Annotated in this window: 18 protein-coding genes, 1 tRNA gene and 1 pseudogene; 14 read left to right on the top strand and 6 right to left on the bottom strand. The window is 63.9% G+C overall.

The window, feature by feature from the left end; translation table 11 throughout:
• Nucleotides 1-112 precede the first annotated feature (112 nt).
• The 3 genes from NKI17_RS12020 (at nt 113) to NKI17_RS12010 (ending at nt 3,098) form a co-directional block, all read left to right on the top strand.
• A complete protein-coding gene (locus NKI17_RS12020) occupies nt 113-574 on the top strand; it encodes a membrane protein (RefSeq protein ID WP_023679520.1) in 462 nt (153 codons plus the stop codon).
• Nucleotides 571-1,947, top strand: coding sequence for an FAD-containing oxidoreductase (locus tag NKI17_RS12015; RefSeq protein ID WP_352568029.1), 1,377 nt, complete (start codon nt 571-573; stop codon nt 1,945-1,947). The genes NKI17_RS12020 and NKI17_RS12015 overlap by 4 nt, the downstream gene beginning before the upstream one ends.
• A 101-nt stretch (nt 1,948-2,048) precedes the next feature.
• Nucleotides 2,049-3,098: a M14 family metallopeptidase gene (locus NKI17_RS12010; RefSeq protein WP_352568030.1), complete on the top strand. Its 1,050-nt coding sequence runs from the start codon at nt 2,049-2,051 to the stop codon at nt 3,096-3,098.
• Nucleotides 3,099-3,112: 14 nt separating this feature from the next.
• Here NKI17_RS12010 and NKI17_RS12005 read toward each other — a convergent pair whose 3' ends face one another.
• Nucleotides 3,113-3,883, bottom strand: a complete 771-nt coding sequence (locus NKI17_RS12005) for an isocitrate lyase/PEP mutase family protein (RefSeq protein WP_352568032.1) — start codon at nt 3,881-3,883, stop codon at nt 3,113-3,115.
• Nucleotides 3,884-4,203: 320 nt separating this feature from the next.
• On the opposite strand from NKI17_RS12005, the gene NKI17_RS12000 reads away from it, so the two are divergent.
• Together NKI17_RS12000 and NKI17_RS11995 are read left to right on the top strand one after the other, a co-directional pair.
• Nucleotides 4,204-6,393: an anthranilate synthase gene (locus NKI17_RS12000; RefSeq protein ID WP_352568033.1), complete on the top strand. Its 2,190-nt coding sequence runs from the start codon at nt 4,204-4,206 to the stop codon at nt 6,391-6,393.
• A gap of 32 nt (nt 6,394-6,425) precedes the next feature.
• Entirely contained in the window at nt 6,426-7,355 is a 930-nt protein-coding gene (locus NKI17_RS11995) for a cation diffusion facilitator family transporter (RefSeq protein WP_502894484.1), read from the top strand.
• 230 nt (nt 7,356-7,585) lie between these two features.
• On the opposite strand, the gene NKI17_RS11990 is transcribed toward NKI17_RS11995, so the two are convergent.
• Nucleotides 7,586-8,668, bottom strand: a complete 1,083-nt coding sequence (locus tag NKI17_RS11990) for a hypothetical protein (RefSeq protein ID WP_352568034.1) — start codon at nt 8,666-8,668, stop codon at nt 7,586-7,588.
• 101 nt (nt 8,669-8,769) lie between these two features.
• On the opposite strand from NKI17_RS11990, the gene NKI17_RS11985 reads away from it, so the two are divergent.
• From NKI17_RS11985 to NKI17_RS11960, 6 genes are all read left to right on the top strand, one after another.
• Entirely contained in the window at nt 8,770-9,228 is a 459-nt protein-coding gene (locus NKI17_RS11985) for a DsrE family protein (RefSeq protein ID WP_352456435.1), read from the top strand.
• A 171-nt stretch (nt 9,229-9,399) separates the two neighbouring features.
• A complete protein-coding gene (locus NKI17_RS11980) occupies nt 9,400-10,197 on the top strand; it encodes an SDR family NAD(P)-dependent oxidoreductase (RefSeq protein WP_352568035.1) in 798 nt (265 codons plus the stop codon).
• Nucleotides 10,198-10,246: 49 nt separating this feature from the next.
• A complete protein-coding gene (locus NKI17_RS11975) occupies nt 10,247-10,555 on the top strand; it encodes a putative quinol monooxygenase (RefSeq protein ID WP_352450553.1) in 309 nt (102 codons plus the stop codon).
• A gap of 272 nt (nt 10,556-10,827) precedes the next feature.
• On the top strand, nt 10,828-11,916 hold the full coding sequence (locus NKI17_RS11970) for an AbrB family transcriptional regulator (protein WP_352905996.1): 1,089 nt from the start codon (nt 10,828-10,830) through the stop codon (nt 11,914-11,916).
• 186 nt (nt 11,917-12,102) lie between these two features.
• Nucleotides 12,103-14,190 carry a TonB-dependent siderophore receptor gene (locus tag NKI17_RS11965; protein ID WP_352568037.1) on the top strand — a complete coding sequence of 696 codons (2,088 nt, stop codon included), beginning with the start codon at nt 12,103-12,105 and terminating at the stop codon, nt 14,188-14,190.
• Nucleotides 14,190-15,404, top strand: a complete 1,215-nt coding sequence (locus tag NKI17_RS11960; RefSeq protein WP_352568038.1) for an MFS transporter — start codon at nt 14,190-14,192, stop codon at nt 15,402-15,404. Before NKI17_RS11965 ends, NKI17_RS11960 begins: the two co-directional genes overlap by 1 nt.
• Nucleotides 15,405-15,661: 257 nt before the next feature.
• Here the strand turns inward: NKI17_RS11960 and NKI17_RS11955 are convergent, their stop codons facing one another.
• Both NKI17_RS11955 and NKI17_RS11950 read right to left on the bottom strand, forming a co-directional pair.
• A complete protein-coding gene (locus NKI17_RS11955) occupies nt 15,662-16,738 on the bottom strand; it encodes a siderophore-interacting protein (protein WP_352568039.1) in 1,077 nt (358 codons plus the stop codon).
• Nucleotides 16,739-16,942: 204 nt separating this feature from the next.
• A tRNA-OTHER gene (locus NKI17_RS11950) sits at nt 16,943-17,028 on the bottom strand.
• A 78-nt stretch (nt 17,029-17,106) separates the two neighbouring features.
• Here NKI17_RS11950 and NKI17_RS11945 point away from each other — a divergent pair.
• Nucleotides 17,107-17,226, top strand: a pseudogene (locus NKI17_RS11945) (IS5/IS1182 family transposase); the annotation flags it as partial.
• A gap of 30 nt (nt 17,227-17,256) precedes the next feature.
• Here NKI17_RS11945 and NKI17_RS11940 read toward each other — a convergent pair.
• Both NKI17_RS11940 and NKI17_RS11935 read right to left on the bottom strand, forming a co-directional pair.
• A complete protein-coding gene (locus tag NKI17_RS11940) occupies nt 17,257-18,033 on the bottom strand; it encodes an esterase family protein (RefSeq protein WP_352568040.1) in 777 nt (258 codons plus the stop codon).
• Nucleotides 18,034-18,037: 4 nt separating this feature from the next.
• Nucleotides 18,038-19,204: an ATP-grasp domain-containing protein gene (locus tag NKI17_RS11935; RefSeq protein ID WP_352905994.1), complete on the bottom strand. Its 1,167-nt coding sequence runs from the start codon at nt 19,202-19,204 to the stop codon at nt 18,038-18,040.
• Nucleotides 19,205-20,014: 810 nt separating this feature from the next.
• Here NKI17_RS11935 and leuA point away from each other — a divergent pair.
• Both leuA and NKI17_RS11925 read left to right on the top strand, forming a co-directional pair.
• Nucleotides 20,015-21,751, top strand: a complete 1,737-nt coding sequence (gene leuA, locus NKI17_RS11930) for a 2-isopropylmalate synthase (protein WP_352568042.1) — start codon at nt 20,015-20,017, stop codon at nt 21,749-21,751.
• Nucleotides 21,752-21,893: 142 nt separating this feature from the next.
• Nucleotides 21,894-23,681, top strand: a complete 1,788-nt coding sequence (locus NKI17_RS11925) for a tetratricopeptide repeat protein (protein ID WP_352645101.1) — start codon at nt 21,894-21,896, stop codon at nt 23,679-23,681.
• Nucleotides 23,682-23,784 lie beyond the last annotated feature (103 nt).

The raw sequence follows: 23,784 nt of genomic DNA, 5'->3' as shown, positions 1-23,784 counted from the left end.
AGTGGTGAAAAAACGGAAGCGCCGGCGGCGACACCACCTCTGGTCAAATACCGGACCTATGGTAGCTTGCCCTCTCGGACCTGTCCCAAGCCGGCCATCGAGGGGATCAATCATGCTGTACATTTTTGCACTCCTGATTGGCATCGTTGCCGGGCTTCGCGCCATGACCGCGCCCGCCGCCGTCGCCTGGGGCGCCTGGCTTGGCTGGTTGCCGGTCGCGGACACCTGGGCGAGCTTCATGGGCCACTGGATCGCCGTCGGCATCTTCACCATCCTGGCCATCGCCGAACTGGTCACCGACCAGCTGCCCTCGGCGCCGAGCCGCAAGGTGCCGCAGCAATTCGGCACGCGTATCGTCTTGGGCGCTTTCACCGGCGCGGTGATCGGCGCCACCGGTGGCGCCATCATCGGCGGCCTGATCGCCGGCGCCGTTGGCGCGGTGATCGGCACGCTGGGCGGCGCCGAGGCGCGTAAACGCCTGGCCGCCGCCTTCGGCAAGGACCCGCCGGCCGCCTTCATCGAGGACGCTGTGGCGATCGTCGGCGGGCTTCTGATCGTGGCGGCGGTGGCATGACGGCAAAGACATTCGACGCCATTATCGTCGGTGCCGGGCAGGCCGGCCCACCGCTCGCCGGCAGGCTGAATGCGGCCGGCATGAGCGTGGCGCTGATCGAGCGAAAGCTGGTCGGCGGCACTTGCGTCAACACCGGCTGCACGCCGACCAAAACGATGGTGGCAAGCGCTTATGCCGCGCATCTCGCCCGCTCCGCCGCGGATTACGGGGTGACGCTATCCGGTCCCGTCGGCGTAAACTACAAGGCGATCAAGGCGCGCAAGGACAAGGTCTCCAACGACGCCCGCGGCAATCTCGAAGACTGGATTGCCGGCATGGACAAATGCACGCTCTATCGCGGCCATGCGCGCTTCGTAAGCGCCAACACGGTGCGCGTCGGCGACGATCTGCTGAGCGCCGAAAAGATATTCCTCAACACCGGCGGCCGCGCCTCGGTGCCCGACCTGCCCGGCATCGACGGCATTTCTTACCTGACCAATTCCTCGATGATGGATCTCGACGTGCTGCCGCGCCATCTCATCGTTGTCGGCGGCAGCTATGTCTCGCTCGAATTCGCGCAGATGTTCCGCCGCTTCGGTTCCGAAGTCACGGTCATCGAAAAAAGCCCGCGTCTGATCGGTCGCGAGGACGAGGATGTCTCGGACGCCATTTTGTCGATCCTCGAAAACGAAGCCATTGCCGTCCATCTCGGCGCCGACGACATCCGCTTCGCCAGGCGAGGCAACGAAATCGCCGTGACCTTCTCGCCAGGCAAGGCGGCTGCGGTCGGCTCGCATGTGCTGCTGGCGCTCGGCCGCACGCCAAACACCGACGATCTCGGCCTCGACAAAGCCGGCGTCGAGGTCGACAAACGCGGCTTCATCGTCGTCGACGACCAGTTGCGCACCAGCGTGCCCGGCATCTGGGCGATGGGCGACTGCAACGGCAAGGGCGCCTTCACCCACACCTCGTACAACGATTACGAGATCGTCGCCGCCAACCTGCTCGACAACGATCCGCGCAAGGTCAGCGACCGCATCGAGGCCTATGCGCTCTATATCGACCCACCACTCGGCCGCTGCGGCATGACCGAAGCCGCGGTAAGGAAATCCGGCCGCCGCGCCTTGGTCGGCCAGCGGCCAATGACCCGCGTCAGCCGTGCAGTCGAAAAAGGTGAGACGCAAGGCTTCATGAAGATCCTGGTCGATGCCGACACCAACGAGATCCTCGGCTGTTCGGTGCTCGGCCCGGGCGGCGACGAGGCGGTGCACTGCGTGCTCGACCTGATGTATGCCAAGGCGCCGGTCAGCACGCTGGCGCGCGCCGTGCACATCCACCCGAATGTCTCGGAGCTTCTGCCGACCATCGCCCAGGAACTCAAGCCGCTGGTGTGACGGCCGGGTAGAATCGTGCGCCCATGGCGGCGCCGGCTGGACCAATCGACAGCCCAGCGGCAAAAGGGCATGTGTTCCGCCTCTTCTCCCGGAGGCATCCCATGCAGAAGTCCATCGAACGCGTCGCCGGCGACAGCGAAGGCGTTTCCTACGAATTCCCCGTCTTCCGCTTCGCCGGAACGGACAAGACGGCGCCTTCCGTCTATCTGCAGGCGGCACTTCATGCCGGCGAATTGCCGGGCGTCGTCGCCATCGACACGCTGATGCCGATGCTCAGCAAGGCGGAAGCCGAAGGCCGCATCACCGGCAATATGACCATCGTGCCCTGGGCTAATCCGATCGGCCGCGCGCAATATCTTTACGGCGACCATCAGGGCCGCTTTCATCTAGGCACGCGCACCAATTTCAATCGCGGCTTTCCGCGGCTCGCCGCGCCCGACCTCACGCTGCTGCCGGCGCACGGCACGGTCGACCAGCGGCTGAAAACGCGGCTGCTGCAGCTCTCCATCGGCCACGACATCGTGCTCGACCTGCATTGCGACGATGAGGGCCTCGCCTATCTTTACGTCCACACCAGCCTGTGGCCGGCCATGGCGGATTGTGCAGCGGCCATGGGCGTCGATGCGGTGATGCTGTGGGACGAAGACCCCGACGGCACCTTCGAAGGCGCCTCGATCATGCCGTATCAGAACGTTCCCGCCGACGTCGCGTGCCTCGACCGGCGCGTCGCCACCACCGTCGAATATCGCGGCATACTCGATGTCGACGGCGCCCACGCCGGCGCCGATGCCGAAGGGCTCTACCGGCTGCTGGTGGCGCGCGGCGTCATCCAGGACCAGGCGCTGCCCGCGCCTGGCAGCTTCGTTGGGCTCGTCGCGCCGCTCGAAAACATCGAGATGATGCCGGCGCCCCGCTCGGGCGCGATCCTTTACGACGTGAAGCCGGGCGACCGCGTCGCCAAGGGTGCGCGCCTTGCCACCATCGTCCACGCGCCCGGCGAGCCCGACGGCCGCACGGAAGTGTTGGCGCCGCAGGCTGGCCTCATCCTGACGCGGCGTTCCCGCCGCATCATCCGCGCCGGCGAAGACCTCTTGAAGCTGGTCGGCGACGGGACGAGCGCCGATGCAAGGTCGGGAACGCTGGACGACTGACGCACCCCGCCAGGCTACCCCGAAATCGCCTGTCGCGCCTTGGCCTCCAGCCATTCGGCCATCTGCCGGTACGGCACCGGACCATGGCTCACGCGGGCGACGCCGAGTTCGGCAAGCCTCTGGCGCGGCGGCACATGCGCCAGGGCAATGATGTTGACCGGCAATGCCGTTGCCTCGCAGAGCGCCTCGATCAGGCCTTCATCGGCAAGCCCAGGCGCAAAGAAGCCATGCGCTCCGGCCCTTTCGTAGGCGTGCGCCCGCTCGATCGCCTGATCGAGAAGAGCCTTGTCGTGCGCACTCGGTTTAGTCTTCAGGAAAATGTCGGTTCGGGTGTTAATGAAGGCCGGAATACCCGACGTCTTCACCGCCGCTGCAGCCGCTTCGATCCGCCTCACCTGTATGGCGATGTCGTGCAGCCCACTGCCGCCGACGATCTGATCCTCGAAATTAAAGCCGACGGCTCCAGCCTGCACGGCGAGCGTCACGCTGCGGGCGACAACCTCCGGAGCGACCCCGTAACCCCCCTCGAGGTCCATGGTTACCGGCACATCCACCGCCGCAACGATGCGTTTGATGTTTTCGAGCGCCAGTTCCAACGGGATTTTCTCGCCATCGGCGAATCCGAAAGCGGCCGCGACCGGCCAGCTTCCGGTGGCGATGGCCTTGGCCCCTGCTTTCTCGATGATCTTGGCGGAGCCTGGGTCCCAGGCATTGTAGAGGACAATCGGGTTTCCCTTGACATGGAGGGAATGGAACGTCCGTGCGCGGTCGAACTGCTGGGTCATTTGATGTTTTCCCGTCTTCCTGCTGTTTGATGCAGAGTCTAGGCAGGACTGCCGGTCTTGGCCATGTGCCATGGGTTGCGAAAGCGGCAGCCACCCCACAGACTTTCAAACCTGTTGCGCATACCGCTTTTCGCGGCTATGGATTTCGCCATGAATATGCGTTCGATCAAGACCATTTGGTGGTGGGCTCGCTGACAGCGGCCTGTTCGAACGCGTTCGCGTGACAATAGAGGGTGGCCGCAGCGGAATGTCCGGGCGGCCATTTGTTTTTTCAAGCCATTCCCGGGTCCGTTGCCCCAAAGACGCTGATGGAGACGGCAATGACGACGAAAATTCTGGAGAATGGCGCCGAGCGCTTCGTCACGGCGGGTGGCGTGGCGATTACCCGCCAGCGCCATGACCGGCCTTACGAGGGGGCGATCGACGGCTATGTCGATGGCCTGAATTCGCGCCGCGGCGCCGTGTTCTCCTCGAATTACGAATATCCTGGCCGCTATACGCGCTGGGATACCGCCATCATCGATCCGCCGCTGGTGATCTCGGCACGCGGCCGCGCCATGCGCATCGAGGCGCTGAACCGCCGCGGCGAGGTGCTTTTGCCGGTGATCGGCACGGTGCTTGCCGGCCTTGACGATGTCACGATCGCCGAGACGTCGAATAAACTCATCCGCCTCGAGGTCGCCAGGCCCGGCCGTGTCTTCACCGAAGAGGAACGCAGCCGCGTTCCCTCCGTCTTCACCGTGCTGCGCGCCATCACCGCTTTGTTCAAGACCGAGGAAGACGCCAATCTCGGCCTCTATGGCGCCTTCGGCTACGATCTCGCCTTCCAGTTCGATCCGGTCGACTACAAGCTCGAGCGCAAGCCAAGCCAGCGCGACCTCGTGCTGTTCCTGCCCGACGAGATCCTCGTCGTCGACCATTATTCGACCAAGGCCTGGACCGACCGCTACGACTATTCCGGCGATGGCTTCTCGACCGAAGGCCTGCCGCGCGACGAAATCGTCGAGCCGTTCAGGACCGCCGACCGCATCCCGCCGCGCGGCGACCACGAGCCCGGCGAATATGCCAAGCTGGTGCGCAAGGCGATGAAGAGCTTCGAGCGCGGCGACCTGTTCGAAGTGGTGCCGGGGCAGATGTTCTACGAACGCTGCGAAACCCAGCCCTCCGAGATTTCCCGCAAGCTGAAGAGCATCAACCCTTCGCCCTATTCCTTCTTCATCAATCTCGGCGAGGGCGAATATCTGATCGGCGCCTCGCCGGAAATGTTCGTGCGCGTCAACGGCCGCCGCGTCGAGACCTGCCCGATCTCCGGTACCATCAAGCGCGGCGACGACGCCATCTCCGACAGCGAGCAGATCCTGAAGCTGCTCAATTCGAAGAAGGACGAATCCGAACTCACCATGTGCTCGGACGTCGACCGCAACGACAAGTCGAGGGTCTGCGAGCCGGGCTCGGTGCGCGTCATCGGCCGCCGCCAGATCGAAATGTACTCCCGCCTGATCCACACCGTCGACCACATCGAGGGGCGGCTGCGCGAAGGCATGGACGCCTTCGACGCCTTTCTGTCGCATGCCTGGGCGGTCACCGTCACCGGCGCGCCGAAATTATGGGCCATGCGCTTCATCGAGCAGAACGAGAAGAGCCCGCGCGCCTGGTATGGCGGGGCGATCGGCATGGTCAATTTCAACGGTGACATGAACACCGGCCTGACGCTTCGCACCATTCGCATCAAGGACGGCATCGCCGAGGTGCGCGCCGGCGCCACGCTGCTCTTCGACAGCATTCCCGAGGAAGAAGAAGCCGAAACCGAACTGAAGGCATCCGCCATGCTCTCCGCCATCCGCGACGCCAAATCAGGCAATGCCGCCAGCACCGAACGCAGCACCGCGCGTGTCGGCGACGGCGTCAACATCCTGCTGGTCGACCACGAGGACAGTTTCGTCCATACGCTCGCCAACTATTTCCGCCAGACCGGCGCCAACGTCTCGACGGTGCGCACGCCGGTGCCGGACGAGATCTTCGACCGGCTGAAGCCAAACCTGGTCGTGCTGTCGCCCGGCCCCGGCACGCCGAAGGACTTCGACTGCGCCGCCACCATCAAGCGGGCCCGTGCGCGCGACCTGCCGATCTTCGGCGTCTGCCTCGGGCTGCAGGCGCTGGCCGAGGCCTATGGCGGCGAGCTGCGCCAACTGCACATCCCGATGCATGGCAAGCCGTCGCGCATCCGCGTGTCGAAGCCGGGCATCATCTTCTCCGGCCTGCCCAAGGAGGTGACGGTCGGCCGCTATCATTCGATCTTTGCAGATCCGGTGCGGCTGCCCGATGGTTTTGTCGTCACCGCCGAGACCGAGGACGGCATCATCATGGCCTTCGAGCACCGCAAGGAGCCGATCGCCGCAGTGCAGTTCCACCCGGAGTCGATCATGACGCTCGGCCACAATGCCGGCATGCGCATCATCGAGAACATTGTCGCGCACCTGCCGCGCAAGGCCAAGGAAAAGGCCGCTTAATTCGAGGGCTCAGCGTTGGGATCTTTTCCCCAGTGACCGCGGCAGAAATCAAAGCCGCCGCCAGGCAGAAGGTCGCCAGCCTCGCCTTCTGGTCGATCGTCGTCGCCTGCGTCGTGCTCGGCCTGAAGCTGGTGGCCTGGTACGTCACCGGTTCGGTCGCGCTTTATTCGGACGCGCTGGAATCGATCGTCAACGTCATTGCCTCGGCCGCCGCCTATTGGGCGATCCAGGTCAGCTACAAGCCAGCCGACCAGGACCATCCGTTCGGCCACCACAAGGCCGAGTATTTCTCGGCCGTCCTCGAAGGCGTGCTGATCGTGCTTGCCGCCTTGCTGATCCTCAATGAGGTCTGGTGGTCCTGGCAGCATCCTGCGCCGCTGGAACAGCCATGGACCGGCCTTGCCGTCAATGGCGTCGCAACGGTCATCAACGCCGTCTGGGCCTTGACGCTGATCCGCACCGGCCGAAGCGAAAAATCGCCGGCTCTCGTTGCCGACGGCAGGCACATCATGACCGACGTGGCGACCTCGGTCGGTGTGTTCATCGGCCTGGTCGGCGCCGTACTGACCGGCTGGCAGGTTCTCGATCCAGCTCTTGCGGTGATCGTGGCGCTGAACATTCTGTGGCAGGGCTGGCACGTCATCGGCTCGTCGATGAACGGGCTGATGGACCGCGCCGTCGACACCCAGGAACATATCCGCATACGCGACATCATCTCGGCCAATTGCAAGGGCGCGCTCGAGGTCCACGACCTGAAGACGCGCATCGCCGGCCGCGCCACCTTCATCGAGTTCCACCTGGTCGTCGACGCCGACATGTCGGTCGGCGCCAGCCACGTCATCTGCGACCGCATCGAGGACGCGCTGCAGGCAGAGATCCCTTCCGTCCGCGTCATCATCCATGTCGAGCCCGACGACGAGGCGAAACTGCCCAAGGGCACGACGGCCGTGCCCTTTGCGTGAGGTGGCGGCGGGACGCCGCCATCCAAAACCTTGAGATCGGCGGGACAGCACCCCCCTCTGTCCTGCCGGACATCTCCCCCTCAAGGGTGGAGATTGGATGTCGCTTTGGCTTTCGCCAATCTTCAAAGAAGAACGCTGTCGGTGAAGCTGCCGATCTCCCCCCTTGAGGGGGAGATGTCCGGCAGGACAGAGGGGGGGTGCTGTCTCGCCGGCATCGCGTCTCTGAACTGCTAAAGCCCGCAGGCAGCCTGCGGCATCGGCTCCAGCCGGTAGACCTTGTCGTCGGAGCTGGTGTCGTCCTCCGCCGAGCACAAATCGATGATCGGCAGGCCGCTGTTCGGGTTGGCCAGCATCATCGTGCCGTTGGCGCCGCGGCGAAGGAAGACCTCCTTTTGCGCGATATCGCAGGAGGCAGCACCCGTCTTCGCGCTCGCCGCGCAGCGCCATTGGTCGCCCTCGCCCTGGCAGTTGTAGACCTGCGTGACCTTGGCCGATTTCTGCCGCGTGGTAACCGAAACGGCGATATCGGCGCCGCTTGGCCAATTGGCCGGATCGCCCTCCTTGGCGAAAGACGCCAGCTCGACCGGTCCGCGGAACACCCTGATCGACTGGGTCAGTTGGTCTGGATGCGAGCCGAGATGCGCGGCGTCGTAGTCGCGTCCGTAGCAGAAGGGCTGGTCCGGCTTCAGCCGCTCGCGCAATGGCGGGCCAAGGGCCGGGTCGATCGGGTCGATGCGCGCGAACTCCGCCTTGCAGGTGGCGGCCGGCATCGGGTCGAGCCTGAAGCCGTTGTCGTCCTTGCCCAGCGCCTGCCTTTCGTACTCCGCCTTGCCGAGCTCGTCTTCCGATCCGGCGTCGAGATAGAGGTCGGGCTGCACGTCCGAGACGATCAGCCGGCCTTTGTCGTCGACCTTCAGCGAAGCCATGGTGCGATCGCAGTCCATGCCGCAGCGGATCGGGCCGGTCTTGCCGTCCTCCGACTCATGACTGCACCAGCCGCCGAGCCATTCAGGCGCCTCGGCGCCGCGCACCGTCGTCGCCATGAAGCCATTGTAGGAGGAATCGATGCCGGCGCTTGGCTCCTCGTTTGGCCGGCTGACCGGATCGCGGCCGTAATAGAAGAAGATGCGCGTCACCTTCTGCTGCGGATGCGACTTGAGATGCGCGGCGTCATAGACGCGGCCGAAGCAAGCGTCCTTGCCGTCGGGGCTGAGCTCGGTGAGTTTGAGCGTGTCGTCGGCGAAAGCAGCACCGGCGACGGCGGCAAGCAAGGCAACCCCAACTCCGGCGCCCATCACGGTCCTTGATATCATGCTGGCTCCCCCTGCCCCGACAAGACGTGGCTTCAATTTATGCTAGGATTGAGGCCGAGGCCACGCAATTTGCGCCGGCCGGATAAATGGGAGATGAAGCCATGCGACGCCGCGATATTTTCCGCGTCGGTCTTGCCGGGGCCGCCGGGCTTTTCGGGCTGCGCCCCATCAAGGCCGCAGCTAGTGAAGTCAAGCCGGCGGCTGCCGAAGAGGAAAGGCAAAAGGTCGCCTATCATCTCAGCGACCTCGACAAGGTCAATTTCGTGCTCGGCAACATCAAGAACCACTTCGAAGGCACCGACGGCAAGGTCGACATCGCGCTTGTCGTGCACGGCCCAGCACTTGCCGCCTTCAAGTCGAAGGGCATATCGGCCGCCATTTCCGGGCGGTTCGCCGGCCTTGTCCAGGATGGGCTTAGCCCGCACGCTTGCGCCAACACCATGCACGGCATGGATATCGGCCTGGCCGACCTGCTCGACGGCTTCCATGCAGCCGACAGGGGCGGCGTCGTCAAGCTCGCCGAATTGCAACGCCAGGGCTACGCCTATCTCAGGCCATAAGGCAATTCCAGGAAAAGTGTGAAACGGTTTTCCGTCCGGAATTGCGTCAAGACAAAGAGGGAGCGGTTCGCCGTTTCCGTGAAACGGTGAACCGCTCTAAACTTTTACGGACTTGAACGCGAGGACTGCGAGGGCCTACGAAGAGCAGGCAGAGTCCCCGGAGGAATAGACGTGCCAGCCACCACCACCCTTGTCAGCCCCTCTCTGGTCATCCCCGACCTTGCCGGAAAGGCGGTCCTGGTCACCGGCGCCTCGACGGGCATCGGCGCGGCGCTCGCACTCGCCTACGCCGCGCAGAAATGCCGCGTCGCGCTGCATTACAATTCGAGCCGCGCGGCTGCCGAAAACCTGGCCGCGACCATTCGCAACGGCGGCGGCGACGTGTTCCTCGCCCAGGGCGATTTCTCGATCCCCGCCGATGTCGAGCGCGTCGTCGAGGACAGTGCGCAACATTTCGGCCGGCTCGACGGCCTCGTCAACAATGCCGGCGGCATGCTCGGCCGCGTGCCCTATGCCGGGCAGACCGAGGCGCATTACGACGCGGTGATGGACCTCAACGCGCGTTCCGTGCTGACAGCTTCGCGCAAAGCAATCCCATGGCTGAAGCGGCAGGGCGGCTTCATCGTCAACACCTCCTCGATCGCCGCGCGCAACGGCGCCGGTGGCGGCGCCGGCCTTTACGGCTCGGCCAAGGCCTTCGTCTCCAACGTCACGCGCGGTATGGCCAAGGAGCTGATCGGTTTCAACATCCGCGTCAACGCGGTGGCGCCCGGCACGATCGCGACACCTTTCCACGAGCGCTACTCGACCGACGACCAGATGAAAGGCATGATCGCCACCATCCCGCAGGGCCGCGCCGGCACCGCCGAGGACTGCGTCGGCGCCTATCTGTTCCTCTCCTCCGATCTGTTGAGCGGCTACATCATCGGCCAGGTGATCGAGGTCAATGGCGGCCAGTTGATGCCGTAGGCGACGAACTGCATACTCCTGGTTGCGTCATCTCAACGGAGCAAAGCGAATGTACGGACTGATCGGCAAGATGCGGGCGATGCGCGGCCAGCGTGACGCAATGATGGATATCCTGCTCGCCAGCACCGGCGCCATGCCCGGCTGCCTGAACTACATCATCGCCACCGACCCGGCCGATGCCGACGCGATCTGGGTGACCGAAGTGTGGACCGACGCCGAAAGCCACAAGGCTTCGCTGCAGCTGCCCGAAGTCCAGGCGGCAATCGCCAAGGCACGGCCGATCATCGCCGGCTTCGAGTTCCAGGTGGAGACGCATCCTGTTGGCGGGTTCGGGTTGCCGGCGGTGAAGGCGGGATAGAGGGAGAGGCCGGCAGGACAGCGCCCCCCTCTGGCCTGCCGGCCATCTCCCCCTCAAGTGGGGAGATTGAATGTCACTTCGGCCTTCGCCAATCTTCAAAGAAGAGCGCTGTCGACGAAGCTGCCAATCTCCCCACTCGAGGGGGAGATGTCCGGCAGGACAGAGGGGGGCGCGAAGGATCGCTACGGATGGTTGGTGCCATTACCACCCAAGCCCTTTTCCGCGCAAAAAGGGGTTCGCATTTTTTCGCCACCGGTCTAAGAGCCCCATCTATGGATTCTTCCCCGAACCCGCCGGCCATCGAGCACCTGGCGCGGATCCACAGGGCCTGGCAGTGGCCGGTCCTGGTGGTGGTCTCGGTGCTGTTTGCCGGCGCGCTGGAACTCGCTGCCCTGCCCGCCGCGCTCTTGATCGGACCGATGCTGGCGGCCATCGCTGCCGGCACCAACGGCGCCACGGTGCGCGTGCCGCGGGTTCTGTTCGGCTCAGCCCAGGCGGTCGTCGGCTGCTTGGTCGCCAGTTCCATCTCGGCCGATATCTTTCCCGTCTTCTACAAGGAATGGCCGCAGTTCCTTGGCGTCGTGATGGCGACGGTCGCGGCATCCAGCCTGCTCGGCTGGCTGATTAGCCGCTGGCGCATCCTGCCCGGCACCACCGCGGTCTGGGGCTCGTCGCCGGGCGCCGCCACCGCCATGGTGCTGATGGCCGGTGCCTTCGGCGCCGACCAGCGCCTCGTCGCCTTCATGCTGTATCTGCGCGTCATCTGCGTCTCGATGACGGCAGCCCTGGTGGCCAAGCTTTGGGTCGACACCTCAGGCATCGAGGTGCCGGCCATCGTCTGGTTCCCGCCGGTCGATCCGCAGAGCTTGGCCGCAACATTCGGCGTGGCGCTGGTCGGCGGCCTCGCCGGAAAGCTTTTCCGGCTGCCGTCGCCGTTTTTCCTCGGCACCTTCATTTTCGGCACCGTGATCCATCTCGGGCTCGGCGTGACCATGCAGTTGCCACCCTGGCTGCTTGCCTTGAGCTATACGATGATCGGCTGGAGCATCGGCCTGAATTTCACCAGGGCCATTTTGCGCCACGCGGCCCGCGCGCTGCCGCAGATCGTCGGCTCGATCATTGCCCTGATCGTCTTTTGCGGCGGCCTCGCCTTCCTGATCAGCCGCCTCCTCGGCATCGATCCGCTGACCGCCTATCTGGCAACCAGCCCCGGCGGCATGGACAGCGTCGCCATCATCGCCGCCGCCGCGCAGCATGTCGACATCTCCTTCGTCATGGCGCTGCAATCGGCACGCTTCCTGATCGTGCTTCTGGTCGGCCCAAGCGTGGCGCGGCTGGTGGCGAGAAGCCTCAAACCATAGCAGCTTGCCTCTCCTTGATTCGCAGCCGGTTTTCCTGAAACCGGTCGCACTTTGCTGCCGCCGACCGTATCGGGCCAGCACGCGCACGAGCTCAAAAAATAACTTGACTCAAATACTCAGATTTGAGAGCCCCCTTCCGTCAATGTTGTACGGAAGAGTGGAGACGAGTTGATGCGGATACGGACGATGACATGGCTCCTGGGGATATCATTGCCGGGCAGCATGACCCTGCTCGGCCTGTCCGCGCCGGCTCACGCCCAGGACCAGGGCGGCGTCACCGTTCTCAACAAGATCGAGGTCGATGCCGAGAGCGACGAGATCCTCGTGCAAGACGGCTACGTCGCCAAGAAGGACCGCATCGGCACCAAGACCGACACGCCGATAGTCAAGATTCCGCAAGCGGTTTCGGTTGTGACGCAAAAGCAGATCGAGGACCAGAAGCCACGCACGCTGAACGAATCGCTCGGCTATGTCGCCAGCGCCAATCCGAACAGCTTCGGCTTCGACACCCGCTATGATGCCTTCTTCCTGCGCGGCTTCCAGGCCTTTTACAACGGTATGTTCCGCGACGGGCTGCGCCAGTACAACGGCCCCTCGGCCTGGTTCAAGACCGAGCCCTACGGCATCGAAGGCGTCACCATCCTGAAGGGTCCGGCCTCCTCGCTTTACGGCATCAGCGGTCCGGGCGGCATCGTCAATCTGGTCACCAAGCGCCCCAAGGAAGAACAGTTCCGCGAAGTCGAAATGCTGCTCGGCGCACACAATCGCTTCCAGGCCGCACTCGACGCTTCCGGCCCGGTGAACGAAGACGGCAGCATCCTCTATCGCTTCACCAGCCTCGGCCGCACCAGCGATACCGACCTGCCCGGTTATCCCGACGACAAGATCTATCTGGCGCCGGCAGTCACCTTCAAGCCGGATGAGGACACCAAGCTGACCATCCTCGGGGAATATTCGAAATCCGTCACCGGCGGCACCGCTGCCTTCTACAATTCAGGTGGCGCTCTAACGAACCTCTACGAGGGCGATCCCGCCTGGAACGACTTCGACCAGACCCAGGGCCGTATCGGTTACGAGTTCGAGCACCGTTTCAACGACGTGCTGACCGTCCGGCAGAACCTTCGCTACAGCGCCGTCGACAGCGACATCGAGTACAGCGGCCATTACCCGGACGGCCCGGATCTGAAACGCTACTGGGGCCACTACACCGAGACCATGAAGAACTTCGTCGTCGACAACATGGCGCAGTTCGAATTCGATACCGGCCAAGTCAGGCACACGGCGGTAGCCGGCATCGACTACGCCTGGTCCAATTATGACGCCGGCAGCGGTATCTCCTATGTCTCCGTCGACGACATCAAGGCTGCTCCGGTTCCTTACTATGGCGGGCAGGAGATGAACCAGCTCGGCGCCTACCTGCATGACCAGATGGAGTGGAACGATTTCACCCTGTTCGCCAGCGGTCGCTACGACTGGGCCGACACCACCTCGACCGCCGCCGACTTCACCAAGTCCAAGCAGGACGACAGTGCCTTGTCCGGCCGGCTCGGCCTGTCTTACCAGACCGAATGGGGCATCACGCCCTATATCAACTATTCGACGTCGTTCTCGCCCAATATCGGCTTCGTCTATGACGATGTCAGCAGCCCTGTCGGTCGCGTCGCCCGTCCGACCATTGCGACGCAGAAGGAAATCGGCGTCAAATACGAATTTGCCGACTATAACGCCGCCGTCAGCGCCGCTCTGTTCGACATCGACCAGAAGGATGGCGTCGTCTTCGACGCCTCGACCGGTATTAACAAGCAGCGCCAGCTCGACCTGAACTCGCGCGGCGTCGAGCTGGAAGCCAGCGCTTCGCTCGACAACGGTCTCAGCATACTCGCCTCCTACACCTATCTGCGCGTGAAAATCGAACGCGGCGCCACGGGAACCGCAGGCAAGGAACTGTCGGCGACGCCAAATCACATCCTGTCGCTCTGGGGGCAGTACCAGTTCGAGGACGGCACGCTGCAGGGGCTCGGGCTGGGCAGCGGCGTTCGCGTCGCCGGCTCGAGCTATGGCGATGACACCAACACCTTCAAGAACGACGCGCGCGCCTTCGTCGACGCCTCGCTCTCCTACGATTTCGGCTACCGCAATCCCAAACTCGAGGGCGTGAAGCTGCAGGTGAACGCCAAGAACCTGTTCGACACTCAAAAATCCATCTGCTCGGCCGGCTATTGCTACCGCGACGAGGGCCGCTCGCTGTTCGCTAGCCTGCGCTACCGCTTCTGATGTCGATCGCCGTTTCCAGCCGGGCATCGACGCCTGTCGCGATCGTCCTGGCGATCGGCGGGCTCTATGTCGCGCAGAGCGTGATCGGCGGCATCACCTGGGCGGGCCTGCCGGCGGTGATGCGCGACCAGGGCCTGCCGCTCGACCGGATCGGCCTGGTCTCGCTGATCGCGCTGCCATGGGCGCTCAAGTTTCTATGGGCGCCGGCCGTCGAGCGCTATCGGCTGCCGCCGGTCGGCAAGAACCGCACCGGCACGATCGTAGCCGCCGGTGGGCTCGTGTCCATCGCCGGGCTGTGGGCCGTCGGCGCGCTCGGCCCGGAGGCCTGGTGGCCGGTTCTGGCCTGCCTGACCATCGTCGCCTTCGCCGCCTCGACGGTCGACATTGCCTGCGATGGTTTCGCCGTGCAGAGCCTGGCTAAGGAAAACCACGGCTGGGGCAATGCCGCGCAGGTCGGCGGCGCCTATCTCGGCTCGGCCATCGGCGCCGGCCTGTTTCTGTTTCTGGTCGACGCTTATGGCTGGCGCATCGCCGTTTGGGCGATGGCTTTGCTGCTCCTGCCGCTCGGCCTGCCCTTCCTGCTTGGCGTGGCCAACCGCGCGCGCGAGGAGACGCGCGAGCATGTTCCCAGCCTCCTCGACGCGTTGAAGCGTCACGAAATTCGGCGCGGCCTGGCAGCGTCGGCCATCTATGTCCTGGCCCAGAAGGCGGCACTCGCCATGCTCGGACCATTCCTGATCGACGCCGGGCTCGACCTCTCGATGGTCGGACTTGTCAACGGCGTCGGCAGCATGTTCGTCGGCCTGGCTGCCGCACTCGCCGGCGGCGCTCTCGTCAAATGGTTCGGCCCGCGCAACGTGCTCGTCCTGGCGCTTTTCCTGCAGGCCGGATCGCTGTTCTTCTTTTCGGTCTTCGATTTTCTTGGTGGCTTCTCGACCACCGCTTTGATGGCCATCGCGGTGCTCAGTTCGTCCGGCTTCATGGCTCTCGGTTTCGTCGCGCTTTACGCGCAGTTCATGCGCTGGTCAGATCCAAGACAGGCGGGCGTCGACTTCACGCTGTTCCAGTGCATGGACGCACTGGTGAGCATGGCCGGCGGGATCGCGGCCGGCTACGCCGCGCAGTATTTCGGCTATGGCGCGTTCTTCGCAGGCGCCGGCCTCGTCGCGCTTCTGGCCGCCCCGGCGATCGCCTTCGTATCCGACCGCCGGTGACCCCGCCCGCCCTTGTGCAGCAGGGGAATCGCATATGGAAGTTTGGGGCATTTGCCAGGCCGCGTACCCCCACCCCTAACCCCTCCCCACAAGGGGGTGGGGGACGATGCCGCTGCTGTTTCGGCTAGAATCGTCGAAGTTTGCCGCTGAGTGGCGCTGCCGCAAAAGTTCCCCTCCCCCTTGTGGGGAGGGGTTAGGGGTGGGGGTCTTCTTCGCAAGAATCCATATGCGATCCTCTGCCCCCGAGGGGCGGTGCACTATTCTTCGCCGCCGTCCGCCGCTTGCGTCCCGCGGCGCCAGTAGGCGGTGACCAGATGCCGGTCGCGCGGCACACACCATTCCTTGCGGACGATCCTGCGGATCTCGCGGAAATCGCCGAACTCGCATCCGGCCCAGACATAGAGATTGTCGGCAAGCGAGGTCCGGCTCCGCTGCCGCAGCACCGCCGGCAACAGGCTGGCTGTGCCAGCCTCGCGCCCATGCCGATATAGCCAGGTGACGGCAACGGTCTCGCCCGCGGCCAGCGCGATCCGGTCGTCCGGGCCGTCGACCTCAATGAACGCTTCGGCGCGGGTTGACGGCGAAAGCTGCTCCAGCATCCTGCCGATCGCCGGAAGCGCGGTGTCGTCGCCGAGCAGCAGCAGGTTTTGCGCCTCGGGCACGCCGCCCCCACCCGGTCCGATCATGCCGATGACCTCGCCGGCAACCGCCTTTTCGGCGAAAGCGGCCGCCGGCGTATCCATACCGGGGTGGAGGACGAAATCGACATCCAGCCAGCCACTTGCGGCGTCCAGCGCCCGGATCGTGTAGACGCGAACGACAAGCGCGTCCTCGCCCGACGGCCAGACCATCAGGCCGTCGGCGCCCATCGACGGCCACACCGGCAGCCTGCCGCGCGGCGGCAGCAGCAGCCGCACATGCAGGCCGCCACGGCCAAAGCGGCCGAGATCGTTGCCGGTGAAGCGGACGCGCTGCATATGCGGAGAAATCCGCGTCGAGGACAGCACCGTGATCTCGCGGAAGAACACCGGCGTGCCGGCATCACTGCCGTCGCCCTGCCAGGCGATGCCCCTGGTCGTGCCGAGATGTTGCGAAAAATGGCCGGCGACCGCCATCTTCATGTAGGACAGGCAGGTTTCATCCTCGGCCGCGACGCGGATCAGCACGTTGTCGTCACCGAGCGTCGCTTTCAACGAGCCGTAGTGCGTGCGAAATTCCCAATGATCGGCAAGGCCGGTATCGATCTCGGATTCGCCGTGCTCGGCGCGCAGCCTGTCCATCACCGACCGGATGACGGCACCGCTGATCCGGGTTTGCGCACTCAATTGCTCCATCGCTCAGCCTTTCGGTGCCATTTGAACCCGAGCTCGCCATACGGCGTCCTCGCCACGCCGGAATGCCACAGCCGGCCCGCTGTTTCCACTAAAAGATGATAAGTATAGTCATGTTTTGAAATCAGGCTGAAGGGAAGTCCATTTGCAGGCCGCATCACCTAAATATCGACATGCTCTAGGTCGTGAACTCGTAAAGCGGGGCGTCGCCAGCGGCAGGGATCGAACCCGCACCTGAGCCAAGAGGCTCAGGATCACTGTGGTGATACGTTTACCAATTCCGTCACGCTGGCACCTGCCTCGTAGCGCAAATTTGCGCGGATCGCCATTCGAGGCTTCTCTTGTGGCGTCCGAGCCGATTCAGCGTCGGCATGAGCCGATACGACCTGCCCGACTTCGAGTGGCGCGTGATCGAGCCGCTCCTGCCCAACAAGCCGCCAGGCGTGCCGCGTGTGGATGACCGCCGCGTGCTGAACGACATCTTCTCAAGGCGACTGTGGCTGCGCTTATGAGTCTACGGCCTAATCCAGCCGGTGCATCAGATCGTCGTCCAGCCAGCGGGCGAAGAAATAGACCAGTTGCTTGTGCCACCACGGCCATTCATGGGCGACATCGCCGCCCCAATAGTCGACCCAGGCCGGAATCGACTTGTCACGCAGGATCTGTTCCAGCGCCTGCGTATCGGCCAGCATCCGTTCCTCCCAGGCACCCTGCCCGCAGCAGAAGATCAGCCGCAGCGCCTTCAGCCTGACGAGCAGCCCCGGATCGACGATACCGGGCAGGTAGTCGAGCGGCGAGTTGAAGAAAATCTGTCCGTCGAGCGCGCTGCCGAAGAAATCGTGGGTCGAGTAAACCCCCGACAGCGCGATGACGCCGCTGGCCAGCTCCGGAAAGCGGAAGACGAAATTCGACGAATGATATCCGCCCATCGAGCAGCCGCAAAACAGCGGCTTCAGCGTACGCCCGCCATTGGCCTCGGCCGCGACAGACAGGAGTTCCGGCAGCGCCTCTTCGCGCACATAGCGGAAATACGCTTCATGCCGGGCGATTCGATGGGCCGGCTCGGCATGGCGGTCGAAGAAGGATTCCGCATCGATGCCGTCCAGCGTGAACAACTGGATGCGACCGGTGTCGACGAACTCGGCGAGAGCCGAGACCGCGCCGGAATCCTCGAACTGGTAGAACCGCCCTTGCGAAGTCGGGAACACAACCACGGGTCGGCCGGCATGGCCGTAGCGCTTGTATTCCATGTCGCGGCCGAGGTTGCGGCCAAAACCCTTGTGGTAGGAAACGTCCATCGCCTCACGCCTTTTCCGCATGGATGTAGTCGACCGCCCGGCGCAGCGCCTTCGGGTCGGTGGAGCGCAGCTGATAGGCGTAGTTTCCCATGGCGCGGCTGAAAACCTCCTCAATGGCGTGATGATGGACGATCATGCCGCCATGGGCGGCCAGCACGTCGGCATGGCTGTGCATATAGTTGAGGTGCCGCTTGCGGCTGGCATAGGCGGTGAAATACTTGCCCCTGTAAGGGCCGCCGGCGGCGTCCTTGACCACCATGTCGGCCCAGGCGGCATAGACATCGATATCGAAGGTGTAATTGATGGCATCGGTCATCCAGGCGCCAGGCGGCCGCATGTTGACCTCCAGCGCGATGACCCGGTCGTCCCTGGTTTCGAACAGCTCGATGTGGAAGAAGCGCTCGCGCACGTCGAACGCCTTGAGGATTTTCCTGCCGGCCTCCTCGACCGCCCGGCTGATCTCGGGAAAACAGACATAGCTCATATGGCGGTCGCGGTTGACCACCTCCATGACGCTCTGGTCGTAGCGGTGGCTGGCGGCCAGCACCACCTCGCCGTCGCGGTTGACCAGCCCGTCATAGGTCACCACCAGCCCTTCGATGAATTGCTCCATGACGAAGCTGACGCCTTCCGGCTTGTCCCTGAAGAAGCTGTCGAGTTCGCCGGCGTTGGAGATTTTGAAAGTGTTCGAGGCGCCGGAGCCGGAATCCGGCTTCACCACCACGGGATAGCCGACACGGCGGATGAAGGTCATGGCGCCGGCGCGGTCGGAGCACTTGCGTTGCGGGATGGTTTCGACGCCGCTCTTGCGGAAGAACGCCCGCATGCGGCTCTTGCGTTTCAAATTCTTCACGAAGTCGAGCTTGGTGCCGAAGATGTTGAAGTCGGTGCGGATATTGGCTTCCAGCTCCAGCCAATGCTCGTTGAGCGATTCGAACCGGTCGACGCGGCCCCATTTGTGGATGAAATGGCCGATCGCCCGGAACACCGGCTCGTACTCCTCCATGTCGTCGATGCGGTAATATTCCGAAAGGGCTGCCTTCAATTTGCCGTCCAGCGCATCGAACGGCGCATCGCCAATGCCGAGCACGGTGGCGCCGGCCTTCTTCAGCCCGTCGCAGAAATCGGCGCCATTGGCTGGAAAATGCGGCGAGAAGAACACGAAGTTCATGGACGATCCCTCCCGGCGGCGAGCCATTGCACCCCCGCCGACAATCGACTCTGGCGCATTTGCCGGGCTCGGGGAAGAGCAACTGGATCAGGTGAGCGGCTGGGTCCGCGAAAGGTGACGCCAAAACCGTGAAATAAAAAACCCGCCTCGACGGCGGGTCCTCGGCGCCAGTCAGCACCATACCCAAATTAGTAGCATAGCTGCCGGCACAAAGCAAGAACAAAGTTGCTGTAATCAGGAAAAATCGCTTCATGTCGGCGCCGCGCCTTCATTGCAGCTTGGGTTCCTCGCCCCACGAAAGTGGGGAGAGGTGGCTCGGCGAAGCCGAGACGGAGAGGGGACTGCGCCCTACGAACGCCCCCTCTCCGGCCGCGGAGCCTGTCCTCGGGCTTGCCGAAGGCAAGACCCGTGGGCGGCCACCTCTCCCCCGCTTCGCGGGGCGAGGAACCCAGGTCTTGAGAGGCTGGATCGGCAGCTTCACCCACCTCCAATGCTCCCACTTGCCTCGCTTTGCCCGCTCCTGTATGAAATCCGCCATGAGCCCGCGCGCCACCTCTTTTGCGTCCCGTCCGACCGGCATTGCCGGCCAGACCGTCCGCGCGCTCGCCTCGACCCTGCTGCTTCTCGGCCTTATCGGCGATCGCCGGGTTCGCTGAAGGAGCGCCCGGCGGTCGAATTGCCGCTCACGCGCACGCTCCTTGGCCAGTCACAAATTGGCACGTCACATCAAGCGAACGAAATTCTGGTAAAGGCGCCGCTCGCCACCAATCTGCCTGAAGCTGGATCCGCGAGCCGCCGGGAGAAAAGACGATGAACGCACGAGAAGATATCCGTCTGAATGTAGAGGAAACCGCCAGGCCCGCGAGGGGCATGCCGGACGCTGCCCGCAAATACCAACCCTATCCGACCGTCGGCCTTGCCGATCGCACCTGGCCTTCGAAAGTGATCGACAAGGCGCCGATCTGGTGCTCGGTCGACCTGCGCGACGGCAACCAGGCGCTGATCGATCCGATGGGCCAGGAACGCAAGGCGCGCATGTTCGCCCTGCTGCTCGACATGGGCTTCAAGGAGATCGAGATCGGCTTTCCGTCGGCCTCGCAGACCGACTTCGATTTCGCCCGCTGGTGCATCGAACAGGGCAACGTGCCCGCCGACGTCTCGCTGCAGGTGCTGGTGCAGTGCCGGCCGGAACTGATCACCCGCACCTTCGAGGCGCTGAAGGGCGCCACCAACCCGATCGTCCATTTCTACAACTCGACCAGCGAATTGCAGCGCCGCGTCGTCTTCGAGAAGGACGTCGCCGGGATCAAGCGCATCGCCACAGATGCGGCCAAGATGATCACCGACATGGCGGCGAAAGCCGGCGGCGGCTACCGTTTCGAATATTCGCCGGAGAGCTTTACCGGCACCGAGCTCGAAGTGGCGCTGGAGATCTGCAACGCCGTCACCGAGATCGTCAAGCCGACGGCGGAAAACAAGCTGATCATCAACCTGCCCTCTACGGTCGAGATGTCGACGCCCAACATCTATGCCGACCGCATCGAATGGATGTGCCGCAACCTCGACGATCGCGAGAACCTGTTGATCTCGCTGCATCCGCACAATGACCGCGGCACCGGCATCGCCACCACCGAACTCGGCCTGATGGCAGGCGCCGACCGCGTCGAAGGCACGCTGTTCGGCAATGGCGAGCGCACCGGCAATGTCGACATCGTCACGCTGGCGCTCAACATGTACACGCAAGGTGTCGATCCCGGGCTCGACTGCTCCGACATCAACCGCATGAAGGACGTCTACGAATACTCCAACCAGCTGAAGATCCCGGAGCGCCACCCTTATGTCGGCGAGCTCGTCTACACCGCCTTTTCCGGCTCGCACCAGGATGCCATCAACAAGGGCATGAAGGCGCTGCGCAAGGCCAACACGCCGCATTGGGAGGTGCCCTATCTGCCGATCGACCCGGCCGATGTCGGCCGCAGCTACGAAGCCATCATCCGCATCAACTCGCAGTCCGGTAAGGGCGGCATCGCCTATGTGCTGCATGCGGATTACGGCCTCAACCTGCCGCGCAACCTGCAGATCGAGTTCAGCCAGGCTATCCAGGCGATCACCGACGCCGAAGGCAAGGAGGTGCCGGTCAAGCGCATCTACGAGCGCTTTCTCGACACCTATGTCGACCAGCCCGGCGCGCGGCTGAAGTTCCTCGACCACCACACCTATCCCGACACCGAGGTCAAGGGCCGGCGCGTGGTCGAAGCGGTGATCCTCGACAAAGGCAAGGAGGTGACCATATCAGGCACCGGCACCGGCCCGATCGACGGCTTCGTCGATGCGCTGTCGCGCCATGTCGGGGTGCCGATGTCGGTGCTGGATTATTCCGAGCATTCCATGCAGCGCGGCTCGAATGCCTCGGCCATTTCCTATGTCGAGATGGAACATCCGGGCGGCAAGCTGTTCGGCGCCGGCATCAACACCAACATCGTCGCCGCCTCGCTAGAAGCCGTGGTTTCTGCCGCCAACCGCATCGTCGGCCGAAAGCGCGGCTAGCCGAAACGGTCAGGCTCCCGCCATCGGCCCACCGGAATTTATCCGGTGGGTACGCTATCGCACCATAAGCACATGCTTGTAAGGCGCCGCCAGCGCGATATGATTGTACCTCAACCTGTGCCGAATTCGAAGGGATCGACACTTGCAGCATACCACGCCTGCCGCCCCCGCAGTGCGCGAAACGTTGGAGCGATTGCTTGCCAGCGAAACGTTCGGACGATCCGAGCGCGCGCGCAAGCTGCTCCGCTACCTGGTCGAGCGCGAGCAGGCAGGCGAAGCCGACAGGCTCAAGGGCTTCTCCATAGCGATGGACGTCTTCGGCAAGGACGGCGATTTCGATCCGTCGACCGATGCGGTGGTGCGGGTGCAGGCCGGCAGGCTGCGCGAGCTTCTGCAGCAGTATTTCGCCAATGAGGGCGTTGCCGAACCGGTCCGCATCGCCATTCCGCGCGGCGGCTATGTTCCGTCCTACGAACTCAACGCCATTCGCTTGCCGGCAGAGGCTGAGGCAGAGAACAAGCCGCAGCCGGCGACAGAGGAGGCGGCGACCGCCCCGCCCGGATCGCCGGAAGATGCCCGCAACCGGGCACATCCGGCTGCATTGCTGAGCGTTCCAGCCGTCGCCCCTGCTGCTCCTTCGCTGCAGCGGCATTTGCAGTTCTTCTGGCTGGCGATCGCGCTGGTCATTCTCATGCTGGGTGTGCTGATCCTTCGCCAGGGTAGCGTGGTGTTGCTGACCGGCGGCGACACGGCGGTCGAGACCGCGGTGGCTACCGGCAGCATTGCAGCGCCTCCGGTTGAAAACCTCCCCCAGGTCTACATCGCCATCAAGGCCGACAGCGACCTGGCTCGCCGTGTCGCCGCATCGCTGCGCGCCGGCCTCAGCGGCTTCGATACCATCAATTTCATCGGCCGTGATGCCGACAGCCCGCCCGATCCAGTGACCGACGCCGCCAGCTTCGTATTCGATGTCCTGCCCGGGCCGCGTAGCGGTGATATCATGCTCGAGCTGCAAAGCGTGGCGACCGGCCGCGTGCTGCTCTCACGCAACCTGACCGCCGGCGACAGCGCGAACACCGCCATCGAGGACCAGATCTCCGGCATTTTGAGCTCGGCTCTTCCCGCCTCGGGCACGATCTACAACTACATCGAGCAGAGCGGCATCCAGACCGGGCTGACGGCGTGTCTGGTGCTCAACGGCAAATATTATCTCGACCAGAACGCCCAGACGCACGAAGCCGCTTACCGCTGCCTCGAAGATCTTGCCAACCGGGAGGCGAAGTCGTCGCTCGTCTATTCGGAACTCGCTTCCTTGCATCTCGAAGCGGTCACCGACCACTATCCCTACCCCGCCGACGCGACGATCGACAAAGCCATGACGTTTGCCCATCGCGCCATCCAGATGGGCCCGACCAGCCCCTATGCGCACCGCGCCCTTGGTTATCTCAATTCGCGCATGGGCGATTCCGCGGAATCGATCCGCTGGATGCGCAAGGCCTATGAGCTCAATCCCTACGATCTCGCAATGGCCGCCGCCTATGGCTACGGGCTGGTTTTCGCCGGCAGGTACAGCGAGGGCACCCCGATCATCGCTCACGCGGTGGACATCGCCAGCGCCCATCCGACATGGTGGGATTACGGGCTGTTCGCCGGAGAGTTCATGATGGGCGACATGAACAAGGCCACGCTCGCCAGCGACGGCTTGCGAACGACGGAAATGAAATCGCATTATCTGGCGGCGCGGCTGATCGGCGCCAAGGCTGCCGGCCGCGAGAAGCTGGCGAGCAGGCTGCTGCAGGAACTGACCGCCAAATTCCCGAAATTCGCAGCCGATCCGCGCGCAACTTTCGTCGAACGAAGATATCCCGCCGATCTGACCAACCGGCTGGTGGAAGCCCTGCGCGCCGCCGGCCTTGGCGGCGCCAGCTGACGTCTCCCGGCGCGTGCACGACGTCAGGTGATCGCGAAGATTTTACTGGCCATCCGGACGGCCAAAGCGCAATTCAGACACAATTTGAACCGGCCAATCTGAT

The sequence above is a fragment of the Mesorhizobium sp. M0816 genome (assembly GCF_040320005.1).
Lineage (GTDB): Bacteria > Pseudomonadota > Alphaproteobacteria > Rhizobiales > Rhizobiaceae > Mesorhizobium.
Note: the sequence above shows the minus strand (reverse complement) of the source record. Positions and strands in the feature narration are given on the sequence as shown.

What these genes read in the sequence shown, in the direction of transcription:
- NKI17_RS12020 (WP_023679520.1), top strand. Translation starts at nt 113, where the DNA reads ATGCTGTACATTTTTGCACTCCTGATTGGCATCGTTGCCGGGCTTCGC.
- NKI17_RS12015 (WP_352568029.1), top strand. Translation starts at nt 571, where the DNA reads ATGACGGCAAAGACATTCGACGCCATTATCGTCGGTGCCGGGCAGGCC.
- NKI17_RS12010 (WP_352568030.1), top strand. Translation starts at nt 2,049, where the DNA reads ATGCAGAAGTCCATCGAACGCGTCGCCGGCGACAGCGAAGGCGTTTCC.
- NKI17_RS12005 (WP_352568032.1), bottom strand. Translation starts at nt 3,883, where the DNA reads ATGACCCAGCAGTTCGACCGCGCACGGACGTTCCATTCCCTCCATGTC.
- NKI17_RS12000 (WP_352568033.1), top strand. Translation starts at nt 4,204, where the DNA reads ATGACGACGAAAATTCTGGAGAATGGCGCCGAGCGCTTCGTCACGGCG.
- NKI17_RS11990 (WP_352568034.1), bottom strand. Translation starts at nt 8,668, where the DNA reads ATGATATCAAGGACCGTGATGGGCGCCGGAGTTGGGGTTGCCTTGCTT.
- NKI17_RS11985 (WP_352456435.1), top strand. Translation starts at nt 8,770, where the DNA reads ATGCGACGCCGCGATATTTTCCGCGTCGGTCTTGCCGGGGCCGCCGGG.
- NKI17_RS11975 (WP_352450553.1), top strand. Translation starts at nt 10,247, where the DNA reads ATGTACGGACTGATCGGCAAGATGCGGGCGATGCGCGGCCAGCGTGAC.
- NKI17_RS11970 (WP_352905996.1), top strand. Translation starts at nt 10,828, where the DNA reads ATGGATTCTTCCCCGAACCCGCCGGCCATCGAGCACCTGGCGCGGATC.
- NKI17_RS11965 (WP_352568037.1), top strand. Translation starts at nt 12,103, where the DNA reads ATGACATGGCTCCTGGGGATATCATTGCCGGGCAGCATGACCCTGCTC.
- NKI17_RS11960 (WP_352568038.1), top strand. Translation starts at nt 14,190, where the DNA reads ATGTCGATCGCCGTTTCCAGCCGGGCATCGACGCCTGTCGCGATCGTC.
- NKI17_RS11955 (WP_352568039.1), bottom strand. Translation starts at nt 16,738, where the DNA reads ATGGAGCAATTGAGTGCGCAAACCCGGATCAGCGGTGCCGTCATCCGG.
- NKI17_RS11940 (WP_352568040.1), bottom strand. Translation starts at nt 18,033, where the DNA reads ATGGACGTTTCCTACCACAAGGGTTTTGGCCGCAACCTCGGCCGCGAC.
- NKI17_RS11935 (WP_352905994.1), bottom strand. Translation starts at nt 19,204, where the DNA reads ATGAACTTCGTGTTCTTCTCGCCGCATTTTCCAGCCAATGGCGCCGAT.
- leuA (WP_352568042.1), top strand. Translation starts at nt 20,015, where the DNA reads ATGAACGCACGAGAAGATATCCGTCTGAATGTAGAGGAAACCGCCAGG.